The organism is Spirosoma sp. 48-14 (assembly GCF_001898575.1).
In the GTDB taxonomy this organism is placed as follows: Bacteria; Bacteroidota; Bacteroidia; order Cytophagales; family Spirosomataceae; genus Spirosoma.
Window position 1 is genome coordinate 36172 of sequence record NZ_MKUD01000028.1, and the last position, 12599, is coordinate 48770.

The 12599-nt window shown below is 48.7% G+C and carries 10 protein-coding genes; 9 read left to right on the top strand and 1 reads right to left on the bottom strand.

The window, feature by feature from the left end; translation table 11 throughout:
- The first annotated feature begins 13 nt into the window (after positions 1–13).
- From BGO59_RS16335 to BGO59_RS16355, 5 genes are all read left to right on the top strand, one after another.
- A complete protein-coding gene (locus BGO59_RS16335) occupies positions 14–1180 on the top strand; it encodes a heparan-alpha-glucosaminide N-acetyltransferase domain-containing protein (protein WP_293684698.1) in 1167 nt (388 codons plus the stop codon).
- Positions 1181–1311: 131 nt separating this feature from the next.
- Positions 1312–2067: an SDR family NAD(P)-dependent oxidoreductase gene (locus BGO59_RS16340; RefSeq protein WP_293684699.1), complete on the top strand. Its 756-nt coding sequence runs from the start codon at positions 1312–1314 to the stop codon at positions 2065–2067.
- A gap of 193 nt (positions 2068–2260) precedes the next feature.
- Complete coding sequence (locus BGO59_RS16345; RefSeq protein ID WP_293684700.1) at positions 2261–3445, top strand: sensor histidine kinase; 1185 nt, start codon at positions 2261–2263, stop codon at positions 3443–3445.
- Between the two features lie 79 nt (positions 3446–3524).
- Positions 3525–4298, top strand: coding sequence for a LytTR family DNA-binding domain-containing protein (locus BGO59_RS16350; protein ID WP_293684701.1), 774 nt, complete (start codon positions 3525–3527; stop codon positions 4296–4298).
- Between the two features lie 361 nt (positions 4299–4659).
- Positions 4660–5361 (top strand): hypothetical protein, encoded by a 702-nt coding sequence (locus tag BGO59_RS16355; RefSeq protein ID WP_293684702.1) that lies wholly within the window; start codon positions 4660–4662, stop codon positions 5359–5361.
- Positions 5362–5412: 51 nt separating this feature from the next.
- On the opposite strand, the gene BGO59_RS16360 is transcribed toward BGO59_RS16355, so the two are convergent.
- Positions 5413–6423, bottom strand: a complete 1011-nt coding sequence (locus BGO59_RS16360; RefSeq protein WP_293684703.1) for a LacI family DNA-binding transcriptional regulator — start codon at positions 6421–6423, stop codon at positions 5413–5415.
- 294 nt (positions 6424–6717) lie between these two features.
- On the opposite strand from BGO59_RS16360, the gene BGO59_RS16365 reads away from it, so the two are divergent.
- From BGO59_RS16365 to BGO59_RS16380, 4 genes are all read left to right on the top strand, one after another.
- Positions 6718–8247 (top strand): tagaturonate reductase, encoded by a 1530-nt coding sequence (locus tag BGO59_RS16365; protein WP_293684704.1) that lies wholly within the window; start codon positions 6718–6720, stop codon positions 8245–8247.
- The gene (locus BGO59_RS16370) at positions 8244–9899 is read left to right on the top strand and encodes a UxaA family hydrolase (RefSeq protein WP_293684705.1); all 1656 of its coding nucleotides are present in this window, start codon (positions 8244–8246) and stop codon (positions 9897–9899) included. The genes BGO59_RS16365 and BGO59_RS16370 overlap by 4 nt, the downstream gene beginning before the upstream one ends.
- Before the next feature lie 87 nt (positions 9900–9986).
- On the top strand, positions 9987–11417 hold the full coding sequence (gene uxaC, locus BGO59_RS16375; RefSeq protein ID WP_293684706.1) for a glucuronate isomerase: 1431 nt from the start codon (positions 9987–9989) through the stop codon (positions 11415–11417).
- A gap of 119 nt (positions 11418–11536) precedes the next feature.
- Entirely contained in the window at positions 11537–12559 is a 1023-nt protein-coding gene (locus BGO59_RS16380) for a sugar kinase (protein ID WP_293684707.1), read from the top strand.
- Positions 12560–12599 lie beyond the last annotated feature (40 nt).

Here is a 12599-nt window from a genome sequence, read left to right on the forward strand (position 1 = left end):
AACTACATCCTGAATGAAACGAGTCGCTGCCATTGATGTAACGCGTGGTTTAGTGATGGTCATTATGGCGCTGGATCATGTCCGCGATTTACTCCACACCCCGGCCCTGACCCAAAACCCAACCGACCTGACCACAACGACGCCCGCTATTTTCCTGACGCGCTGGATCACCCATCTTTGCGCCCCTACGTTCGTGTTTCTGTCGGGCACATCGGCCTACTTATCGCTACGCAGACAGGCAGATAGCAGCCGGAACGACGCCCTGCGATTTTTACGGAGCCGGGGGCTGGTGTTGCTGTTACTCGAACTAACCATTATCAACTTCGCCTTCTGGTTCGATTTGCATTTCCAGTCGCTAATGTTACAGGTGATTTATGCCATTGGCTTCGGGCTGGTTATCCTGTCGTTTCTGGCCAAGCTACCAGTCCGAACAGTTGGCATCATTGGTCTTGTGATTGTATTGGGGCACAACATCCTGCAACTGGTTCCCTCTTTTACGAATCCGGCAGCTCGATTAATCTGGGCCTTACTGTTCCGAACCGATTTTTTTCCAGTCAGTCCAACGTTTGCCTTGCTGGTTGCTTACCCGGTCATACCCTGGCTGGGGATTATGCTGGTTGGTTTTGCCTGCGGCCAATTGCTGGAACGCCCAATTGAAAACCGAAAACTGCTTCTATTACGCATCGGCCTCGGTGCTCTGGCCTTATTTATCCTACTCCGTTTTCTGAATATCTACGGCGACCCGGCTCCCTGGTCATCGCAGAAAAGTCCCTTGTTTACCTTCTTCTCGTTCATTAACGTTACCAAGTACCCACCTTCGTTACTATACGATCTGGTCACACTGGGCCTGATGTTCGTCTTTCTGGCGATCATAGATGGTGCCAACAATGCATTTACCCGCTGGATGAGCGTGTATGGTAAGGTGCCTATGTTTTATTACATCCTGCACTGGTATCTGGTCCATCTCTCCCTGATCGGAATGGCCTTAGGGCTAGGATACTCGCTGGCCGATCTGCCATCGGGCCCGATGAATTTCGGAAGACCGGCTAATGCAGGGATTTCGCTCGAATACGTCTATCTGGTCTGGATCAGCATTGTCCTTTTTCTGTATCCGCTTTGTCGCTGGTATGGGCGCTACAAATCGGAGCATTCAAGCATAAAATGGCTCCGGTATATATAGTAGCCTCAAGATTAATTTCCGATTAAAACAACTCATTAAACCTAGTGGGCTCAGTAGCCTTACCAACGAATTTCATTTTCAGGTAAACGTTTAAAAATAACGATCCTAGTATCCTAAACCACGCATAAACTATGTCAAATCGGTTTTCAAAACAGGTAGCCATTGTAACGGGAGGAGCCGATGGCATCGGAAAAGGCATTGCCAAACGGCTGGCTTCGGAGGGAGCGACCCTTGTCCTGTTCGATATCAATCACGTTACCCTTGAACGAACGGTAGCCGAATTTACAAAGCAGGGACATAGTGTATCGGGTCATGTAGTCGATGTGTCGCAGGAGAGTTCGGTTGAAAAAGCGGTTCAGACAGTCGAAGAGTCGTTCGGTCGATTAGATATTATGGTCAATTCGGCGGGTATTGTCGGGCCTACCAATACAAAAATTACCGACTTTTCGGTAGCCGATTACGACCGCGTATACCATACCAATCTGCGGGGGGCTTTTCTGATGACGAAATTTGCCCTGAAGGCGATGGAAAAAGCCAATTATGGCCGCATTCTGCACCTGGCTTCCATTGCGGGCAAAGAAGGCAATCCATTTATGACCGGATATTCGTCGATGAAAGCGGGCGTAATCGGACTGGTCAAAGGCATTGGGAAAGAGTATGCCGAAACGGGCATCACCGTCAACGGCATTGCCCCGGCCGTTATCAAAACCGCTCTGAACAACGATACAGCTCCCGAACAACTCGCTTATATGACGGCTAAAATTCCCATGAAACGGCTCGGAACGGTGGAAGAAGTGGCTGCGCTGGCGGCCTGGATAGTTTCGGAAGAGGCTAGTTTTACCACCGGATTCATTTACGATTTGTCGGGTGGACGGGCCACCTACTGACAGATTGAGCACTAATTGGCAGTGACTAAGCCTATCTTAGCCTGGTTTTAAGCATGAATTAACCAGTTTTTAACAATTCCGGCCTGCTCACCGACTCAATTGGGTCACTCGCACATCCGAAATCGGCATTCCGCCGGTTTCTTTTTTGTCGGCTAATCAGAATTAGTAGCTTTGTTTATAAACCAACCGAGCTATGACCTACCGTCTGACGAATTCGCAAAAGTGGCAACTCGCCTTCAGCGTGTTCGTTATCTACTGGCCTATCCGAATGTATGCCAATGGAGCAAGCTTTAGCTGGATTTTTTCAGCTCGGCAAATACCGTTCTGGGCGCTAGAGTTTCTGGTCACGATTCTGTTCTTTTACGCCTGGATTACGGTAACAGAATGGCTACAGCAGCGTTTTTTCAAGCACTTTGGCGAGGGGTTCCTGATCGAGTTCAAGATTCCCGCCCAGATTGCCACACTGCTCATTGCCAGTGCCCTAGCGGTTGGTTTCAACAGTGCTTTTGCTGTACTGTGGCATAATCTGGACGAGGTAATGGAACAACGGTTCGGCGTATCGCGCGATCCTGATCCTCGTCAGCAGCGACTTCCAACACCCCCGCGCTCACCCGAAGAACGGCAACGTATCCGTGAACGACGCCAGCGCACCAACAACTCGCTGATGGTGATGGCCATGCTTTCAGCCTTTTATCTATCAGCTAACCGGCGCGCCTTTCGGCGATTGGAAGATGTACAGCTGCGGGCTGAGCGATTAGAAAAAGAGAACGTGCAGGCCCAGTTTGCGGCCCTGAAAAGCCAGGTAAATCCGCACTTTTTATTCAATAGCCTAAGCATATTATCGTCGCTGGTGCATGCCGATGCCGATCTGTCGGAGAAGTTTATTGACCAACTGTCGCGGGCGTATCGCTACATACTGGAACAGAAGGATAACGAACGCGTCTCACTGAAAACCGAACTGGAGTTTATTCAGGCGTATCGGTTTTTGCTCAACATCCGATTCGAGAACAAGTTCGATGTATTTATCGACGTACCCGAATGGGAGCAGAACCGCTATAGTATAGCCCCTCTGACCCTGCAGCTTCTTGTTGAGAATGCTGTAAAGCATAACCGCATGTCGACCAAAGAGCCACTTCGCGTGCATATCTTACTCGACGGTGATTATCTGGTCGTTAGCAACAATTTACAACCCCGTCCAAAATCAGAAAATTCGACGGGTGTTGGCTTGGAGAATATCATTACCCGCTATGCCCTCCTGACGGAACAGTCGGTTTGGGTGGGTGAGAGTAATGGCGATTTTGTGGTAAGAGTACCACTACTGATTAATGAAAAAGGTTTAGTGAGCGAGGTAGTGAAGAGCGAAAGAGTGAAAGAGTGAAAAATGTCCTTACGACAATTTCTCGCTTTTTTACTGATTCACTCTTTCACTCTTTCGCTCTTTCGCTCTTTCGCTCTTTATGAATGTACTAATTATTGAAGACGAGAGCTTGACAGCAAAGCGGCTCGAAAGCCTACTCCAGAAATACGATCCATCCATAAACGTATTGGCTAAACTGCCCTCTGTAGCCGAAGCGGTCGAGTGGTTCAATGAGTCACATCCGCCCATCGAACTGGTTTTCATGGATATTCACCTTGAAGATGACCTCGGATTCCGTATTTTCGAGCAAACATCGTTGAGTACGCCCGTTATTTTCACCACGGCCTACGACGAATACATGATTCAGGCGTTCAAAGTCAACAGCATCGACTACCTGTTGAAACCCATCAATTATGATGAACTGGTAGCGGCCATTGAGAAATTTAAAGCCCTGAAAAAGCAGTTTGGTCAGGCGAGTTCGGCTCCCGATATCGAAACGCTGCTCAATCTCATTGGCAGATCGCGGCAGACGGACTACAAAGATCGGTTCATGATCACGGTGGGTACCAAGATTCGCAGCATCGAGACCTCCGAAATCGCTTACTTTTTTCTGGAAGAGAAAGTGGTCTTTCTGGTTACGAAAGACGGACTGAACTTACCCGTCGACTACAGTCTGGATAAGCTTACGCAACTGCTCAATCCACGTCAGTTTTTTCGTATCAGCCGCCAGTTTCTGGTGTCGCTGCCAGCCATCCAGACTATCCATACGTTTTCGGCAGGTAAGCTCAAACTCGACTTGCAGCCTAAATCCCGTCAGGAAGTCTTCGTCAGTGGCGACCGCATGACCGAATTTAAAGAATGGCTGGGGAAATAACACTCGCAGCATACTTATCAGAAAGCCCGCCTTTTCGCGGGCTTTTTTATTGACCGAAGCAGCCACAGTTAGTCAAGTTCGCTTGCGACTTATTTCGGCAAGGACGTTATATAATCTTTCACCCTGATGTTATTGTATCGACCAATTCATTTATTTATAATCGTATATCCATACACTTGTCTGACGGCAGGCCGATCATCCTCAGAGAAGTGTACAACCCAACCGCCACCATGTTCGCGGGCTAGTGAACCCAGAAGAGCTGTTAAATCGACTTAGTGAACTCAATTTGATTCAGAAATCAAGTATAATTATATTAAAACCGAAATCATCAATTTAGCTAGTCAAACACCGTTTTGTGGTTATGTCTGAAAAAGAAGAAAAACATCCGTTTAAAGTTATTCTCGAAAAATACATTTCTGAAATTCTTGTTATTTTTATTGGCATATCTATTTCTTTTTTCTTTGATGAGTGGAGAGAAGGCAGAAGAGATGATGAAACAATAAAGAAACATTTAGAATTTTTAAGAACAAATTTAGTAGAAGACACTCTAAATCTAACGAGTAGAATTAAACATAGCAGTAAATTAGTGAATAGTATCAACAAATTAACTTATTTCAGATCTGATACAGAGATAAAAGACAGTATTCATTTTCACATTGACAACGCAGCTAGTTATTTATTTTTTAAACCAAATCAAATGGCTTATGAAGAGATCCGACAAACTGCACATACAAATTTGATCAAAAATGATTCTTTAAAAATATTATTCTTATCCTATTATACATCAACAATACCTTATTGTACAGAATGGTGTAAAATAGATGAAACTCATACAATGACACAATTGATCCCTGAGATGAGTAACTATTTCCCAGTCGTGGCTGACTCATTGAAGATTATTTCTTCACAAGAAATAACCAAAGCATTAAGGTTAAAAAAATTAAGAAATTTGCTTCTAGCAAACGCCGTTTATAAAAAAGAAGGCATAAATAGTTTTATTACTACTAAAAAAATAGCAATAAAACTTCTAAAAAAGGTTGATAATGAATTACAAAAGGATTAGATACATATGGGCTTCCAGAAGCCAACTAATACGTCGGTAAAATAACACCTTCTAGTCTATTTGCGACGATTCGCGAATGACCATGCGCGTGGGGATTTTGATGCGTTCAGGCTGAAGTCCTTTGTATTTCCCCTCAATCAGATTGATCAATTGTTCAGCAGCTACCTGACCGATTTCCAAAGCGGGTTGTTCGACCGTACTCATAGGCGGAGCCAGCAGATCGGCTACAGGTGTGTTGGTAAACCCAATTAACGACACCTGCCCCGGAATGGCAATATTCCGTTTTTTCAAGGCGGCTAATGTGCCCAAAGCCAGCCGGTCGCTGGCGGCAAAAAACGCATCGGGCGACTGACTCAACAGGTCGTCAATAATTGGTTCGACTTCATTCTGCCCAAAACCGGCATAGCGTAACAGGCTTTCGTCGTAGAAAATGCCATATTTTTCCAAAGCGGCCCTATACCCTGCCAATCGTTCCTGCGTAATGGAAATGTAGGGCGGAATTGTAATGTGGGCAATCCGTCGACGGCCAGTTTGAATCAAGTGCTCAGTGGCTGCGAATGCTGCTTCAAAATTATCGGCCGTCACACTGATCGAATCGAGTTCTTGCGCCACCCGGTCAAAGAGAACAATAGGCAGCTTTTTTTCCTGAAGCTCCCGAATATGCGACACATCCGACGTACTACTCGACAACGAAATCAGAAGTCCATCGGCCTTCCGGGCTACGGCCTGCTGAACCGTCAGCACCTCTCGCTCAAACGATTCGTGGCTTTGAAAAATGATAACGTGATACCCTCGATTGTAGGCGATTGCTTCGATACCATTAATTACCTGCGAGAAGAAATTATTCGCAATCTGCGGTACAACGACGCCAATAACACGGCTCCGGTTTTCTTTCAGGCTCAGCGCAATAGGATTGGGCCGGTAATTGAGCCGCTCAGCATATTCGATGACCAGACGCTTGGTCTCCGGGTTGATTTCGTAGCTGTCGCGCAGCGCCCGTGACACCGTCGATGTCGAGAGATTCAGGGCGCGGGCAATATCTTTTATTGTGATGGTATCCAAAGTAGATTATTCGTAAAATACAAAAATACACGCACCCATTAACACGTCCTTTACCCATGATCGGGTCAACCGCCAATTCGCCATTTCCTGGTCTGTAGCCAACAAACCCGCCAATTGGCAACGTTCCCGATAACGATTGCGTGAATAAATATCTTTAAAAGTTTAAATATAAAAAACAGCCTACTTAATCTTACTTCACCAACTTACTTACATGTCAGTTGATTCGCTTCGACGCTTTCCATAAAAAAGACAATTTTTAGCATCGCCTACAGCTTTCTGATCTAAGACATTCTTATGCAACCATTATCTGTTCAATCGCTCCCAACCATTCAGTCTCAACTTGCGCTTACGCGGCCACTGCCCAATCATCAGCAACTGCCTGAACGCGTGCTCCAGTTTGGTACGGGGGTTCTGCTGCGCGGCCTTCCCGATTATTTTATCGATAAAGCCAACCGTCAGGGTATCTTCAATGGCCGGATTGTGGTTGTAAAGTCGACCGATGGCGGTGATATGACGGCCTTTGCCCGTCAGGATAATTTATATACGCTGTGTATACGGGGCGTCGAGAATCGCGAACTGGTTGAGCAGAACATCGTTTGCTCAGCTATCAGCCGGGTTCTTTCGGCCAAACAACAGTGGAGTGAGGTTTTACAGGTAGCTACCAGCCCCGATCTGCAAATCGTTCTTTCGAATACAACCGAGGTAGGTATTCAACTTGTTCAGGACGACATCCGGCAATCGCCCCCCGAATCGTTTCCGGGCAAATTACTGGCGGTTTTGTACGCTCGCTATAAAGCCTTCAACGGTGACCCGACCAAAGGGCTGGTCATTGTGCCGACCGAACTGATTCCTGACAACGGCACCAAACTCGAAGCCATTCTGCTCGAACTGGCCCATCGCAACGCGCTGGAAGGCGCCTTCATCGACTGGCTCGAAAGTGCCAATACCTGCTGCAACTCACTGGTCGACCGTATTGTACCCGGCCGCCCTGACCCAGCCACACAGCACGCCCTGACCGAGCAACTTGGCTACGAAGATGACTTACTGACCATTTCGGAAGTATACCGATTGTGGGCCATCGAAGGGGACGAGCAGGTACAAAACGTCCTGTCGTTTCATAAGGCCGACGAGAACATTTTTATTCGTCCGAATATCGACCTGTTCCGTGAGCTGAAACTTCGGCTGCTGAACGGCACGCATACCCTCAGTTGCGGACTGGCATTCCTGAGCGGTTTCGATACGGTTCGCGAAGCTATGGAAGACGAGATTCTGTCGGCCTTTATCAGCGGAGTTATGCTGGGCGAACTCATTCCGGGCATCCCCTATCCTGTTGATGAGAAAGCAGCCCAGCGCTTTGGTTTTCAGGTTCTCGATCGGTTCCGAAACCCATTCATTGAGCACCGCTGGCTGGCCATTACGATGCAGTATTCGGCTAAAATGCAAATGCGAAATATACCAACCCTACTCCACTATTATAAGCAGTTGGACGTAACGCCCCGCTACATTACCCTCGGCTTTGCGGCTTATCTGCTATTCATGAAGGCCACCATACAGGAGAATGAAGTGTGGTATGGCGAACGGGAAGGAGTAAAATACCCGATCTACGACGCGCAGGCTGGTTACTTCGCCGATCTATGGGCGCGACTCTCCCCAGAGGAATTGACAACAACCGTTCTGCAAAATACCGCGTTGTGGGGTCACGACCTGACGCTATTAGCCGGATTTGCGGATTCGGTAAGCCACTATTTAGTACAAATGATCGAAACCGGCGTATTCTCTACAGTATCGAGCCAATTCGATCACCTTGAAACGATAACAAAATGAAACAGAACGTTCTGAAAATACACCCTGATGATTCTGTCCTTGTCGCTCTTACTGACCTGGAACCGGGCGACCGGGTGCAATGGGAACATACGAATTTAATTGTAACGGAAGCCGTACCGGCCAAGCATAAAGTAGCTTTGCACGCATTCGAGCCGGGCGATGACATCACAATGTATGGCGTACTGGTCGGCAAAGCAAAACAGGCGATTCCGATGGGTGGTCGGCTCACGACCTTTAATGTCCAGCACGCAACCAACAGCTATGACCTGCACGGGTCATCGTATCAATGGGCAGCGCCCTCTGTTGACCGCTGGCAGGGTCATACCTTTATGGGTTACCCTCGTTCGGATGGGCGGGTCGGAACGGCCAACTATTGGGTAGTGATTCCGCTCGTTTTCTGCGAGAACCGAAACATTCAGGTTCTGGAAGATGCCCTCGTACACGATCTGGGCTACGGCCGTCGGAATACCTACCAGCAACAGGCCCAGGAGTTGGCAGCTTTGGTACAGGCAGGCCGATCGGTCGAGGAGATTTTACAGGCCGATCTGCAAACGGCCGAGCAGTCGCTGGGTGGCCAGCTCAAGTTGTTTCCGAATGTCGATGGGGTGAAATTTCTTGTGCACGATATGGGGTGCGGGGGCACCCGTCAGGATGCACAGGCCTTGTGCGGGCTTCTGGCAGGCTATATCACGCATCCGAATGTAGCGGGAGCCACCGTCCTGAGTCTGGGTTGTCAGAATGCGCAGGTGGCCATGCTTCAGGAAGAAATCCAGAAGCGCAGTCCGCAGTTCGACAAACCCCTGTTCATACTGGAACAGCAGGCCATTGGCACCGAAGAATCGCTCATCAGTCAGGCCCTTCGCCAGACGTTTGCCGGATTGATGCAGGCCAATACCTGCGTTCGGCAACCAATGCCTTTAAGCAAACTGGTGGTTGGTCTGGAATGTGGTGGTTCAGACGGTTTTTCAGGTATTTCGGCCAATCCGGCGGTTGGGCATGCCTCCGATTTGCTGGTCGCGCTGGGCAGTATGGTTATCCTGTCAGAATTCCCCGAACTCTGTGGTGTTGAACAGGAACTGTGCGACCGCTGCGTCGATGAAGCAACCGCCGGCCGATTCCGGGAACTGATGAACGTATACGCACAGCGTGCTAAGGAAGTGGGTTCGGGCTTCGATATGAACCCCTCGCCGGGTAATATCCGTGATGGCCTCATCACCGACGCCATGAAATCGGCAGGGGCCTCGAAAAAGGGTGGCACTTCCCCTGTGGTAGCGGTACTGGATTACCCCGAACTGGTGACCAAACCCGGTTTGAATTTGCTTTGCACGCCCGGCAACGACGTCGAATCGACCACCGCTGAAGTCGGCTCAGGCGCTACAGTCGTATTATTTACGACTGGTTTAGGTACGCCAACAGGAAATCCTATCGCTCCTGTGGTTAAAATTGCATCTAATTCCGCTTTGGCTAACCGGATGCCCGATATTATCGACATCAACACCGGTACAGTGATCGACGGCGACGAGACAATTCAACAGGCTGGCGAACGAATCCTTGATCAGATCATTCGGGTAGCCAGTGGTGAGGTCGACGTAGCCGCCGTTCGTCACGGTCAGGACGATTTTATACCCTGGAAACGGGGAGTTTCTCTTTAAAGAGTGAAAGAGCGAAAGACTGAAAGAGCGACTCATGCTCTTTGGTCGGTCGCTCTTTCACTCATTCACTCTTTCGCTCTTTAATACATGAAAAAGCCCTTTCTGAACGAAGATTTTCTGCTGCAAACGGAGTCGGCACGGCAACTCTACCACGAATTTGCGAAGCCGATGCCCATCATCGATTACCACTGCCATCTGCCGCCCGATCAGATTGCCGAAAACCGACAGTTCGAGAACATTACGCAAATCTGGCTTTATGGTGACCATTACAAATGGCGGGCCATGCGGACTAATGGCGTGAATGAACGGTTCTGCACAGGGGATGCCGATGATTTCAGCAAGTTCCAGAAATGGGCCGAAACGGTTCCATACACACTTCGAAACCCGCTGTATCACTGGACTCACCTCGAACTGCAACGGTATTTTGGCATTAAAGAAACCCTCAACGGCAACAACGCCCGGCAGATCTATGACGCCTGTACGGAGCAATTGCAGTCGCCCGATTTTTCGGTCCGAAACCTGATGCGTCGGATGAACGTCGAAACCGTTTGTACAACCGACGATCCAGTGGATTCGCTGGAACACCATAAGAAATTAGCCGAAGAAGGATTCGAGATTGGTGTATTGCCCACCTTCCGGCCCGATAAGGCGATGGCCGTTGAAGATGTCGTAGCGTTCAATCATTATGTAAACCGCCTGGAAGCTGCCAGCAATGTATCGATCAGTAATCTGGCCGATTTTCTGAAAGCGCTCCGTCAACGCCATGACTTCTTTGCCGCTATGGGCTGTAAACTCTCCGACCACGGTCTGGAGCAGATTTATGCTGAAGACTATACCGAAGAAGAAGTCCAGAACATCTTCCATCAACTCCGTTCAGGGCATTCACTTAGTATCACAGAAATTCTGCAATTCAAATCGGCTATGCTGGTGTATCTGGCCGAGATGGACTGGGAGAAAGGCTGGACGCAACAGTTCCACCTGGGCGCGCTTCGGAACAACAACTCCCGGATGCTGCGTATACTGGGGCCAGATACGGGCTGGGACAGCATCGGTGATTTCTCGCAGGCACATGCCATGGCCCGCTTCCTCGACCGGCTCGACACCAACGATAAACTGGCCAAGACCATCATTTACAACCTGAACCCCGCCGACAACGAGCTGATCGCCACCATGATTGGCAATTTCAACGATGGATCGGTAGCTGGAAAAGTACAATTTGGCTCAGGCTGGTGGTTTTTAGATCAGAAAGAGGGTATGGAGCGGCAAATAAATGCTCTTTCTAACATGGGGCTATTGAGTCGCTTTGTAGGTATGCTGACCGATTCGCGCAGTTTCCTGTCGTATCCACGGCATGAATACTTCCGTCGGATTCTGTGTAACATGCTTGGTAACGACATTGAAAACGGTGAACTCCCCGACGATATAGATTGGACGGGTCAGGTTGTACAAAACATCTGCTACGGTAACGCTAAAACCTATTTCGGCTTCAGTAGCAAGCCCATGTCGCTGGCTGTGTAATTGGATAATGTACAATGTATAATGGTTAATGCACAATAAATAAACGACTGGCAATGAGACGCTTTTCATTACCTATTACCCATTGTACATTAACCATTATACATTTCAATTAAAATCAAATGGTTTGTTGTTTCGGTGAGTTGTTGTTACGGTTTTCCCCGGTTGCCAATGGAGAATGGATTCGGCAGACGGTTATGCCTGTTTATGTGGGAGGAGCCGAACTGAATGTGGCTACAGCGCTGGCCAAATGGAACGTTCCCGTCAAATACAGCACCGTACTCCCCGAAAATTCGCTGGCCGATGACATTATCGGGTACGTGTCGAGCAAAGGGATTGACCCGTCGGGCATTGTCCGGTTTGGGCAACGTGTCGGTAGCTATTTTCTGCCGCAGGGTTCAGATCTGAAAAATGCGGGGGTGATCTATGATCGAGCGCATTCGGCCTTTTCAGAACTGGCCCCTGGCAAAGTGGACTGGGATGCTGTTCTGCAACAGACGAGCTGGCTGCATGTCAGTGCCATTAGTCCGGCTCTAAATGCCGACGTGGCTGCCGCCTGTACTGAGCTGGTTGCTGCGGCTTCGGCTAAAGGCATAACGGTATCGATAGACCTGAATTACCGGGCGCGGCTGTGGCAATACGGCATTTCGCCCGTCGATATCATGCCCGGAATTGTGGAGCATTGCAATGTTGTCATGGGTAATATCTGGGCTGCGGATGCTTTGCTAGGCATACCAGTCGATGCCGACATCCACGTCAAAGACCAGCAGGCCGATTATCTGAATCATGCTCTGGAAACCTCAAAGGCAATCCAGGAGCGGTTTCCGCGCTGTACGGTTGTTGCTAATACGTTCCGATTCGACAAGGTTCCGACGGGGTTGCGGTACTATACTACCCTGTATACGGATGGACAGCAATACGTGTCACCCGAATTGCTGACGGATTCTGTGGTTGATCGGGTCGGTAGTGGCGACTGCTTTATGGCAGGGCTGATTTATGGCCTTTACAACCAGCATGATCCGCAACAGATTGTCAATTTTGCCGCTGAAGCTGCCTTCGGCAAATTGCAGGAGCTCGGGGATGCGACTAATCAGACCGTCGATGAAATTACCAAACGCCAACAGATGATAACATCCTTACTCTAAAAATAATAGAACCACACGGGCGGCCCCGACGGATTGTCAT

Excerpts from the sequence above, each read along its gene's own strand:
- BGO59_RS16335 (WP_293684698.1), top strand. The coding sequence starts at position 14 with ATGAAACGAGTCGCTGCCATTGATGTAACGCGTGGTTTAGTGATGGTC.
- BGO59_RS16340 (WP_293684699.1), top strand. The coding sequence starts at position 1,312 with ATGTCAAATCGGTTTTCAAAACAGGTAGCCATTGTAACGGGAGGAGCC.
- BGO59_RS16345 (WP_293684700.1), top strand. The coding sequence starts at position 2,261 with ATGACCTACCGTCTGACGAATTCGCAAAAGTGGCAACTCGCCTTCAGC.
- BGO59_RS16350 (WP_293684701.1), top strand. The coding sequence starts at position 3,525 with ATGAATGTACTAATTATTGAAGACGAGAGCTTGACAGCAAAGCGGCTC.
- BGO59_RS16355 (WP_293684702.1), top strand. The coding sequence starts at position 4,660 with ATGTCTGAAAAAGAAGAAAAACATCCGTTTAAAGTTATTCTCGAAAAA.
- BGO59_RS16365 (WP_293684704.1), top strand. The coding sequence starts at position 6,718 with ATGCAACCATTATCTGTTCAATCGCTCCCAACCATTCAGTCTCAACTT.
- BGO59_RS16370 (WP_293684705.1), top strand. The coding sequence starts at position 8,244 with ATGAAACAGAACGTTCTGAAAATACACCCTGATGATTCTGTCCTTGTC.
- uxaC (WP_293684706.1), top strand. The coding sequence starts at position 9,987 with ATGAAAAAGCCCTTTCTGAACGAAGATTTTCTGCTGCAAACGGAGTCG.
- BGO59_RS16380 (WP_293684707.1), top strand. The coding sequence starts at position 11,537 with ATGGTTTGTTGTTTCGGTGAGTTGTTGTTACGGTTTTCCCCGGTTGCC.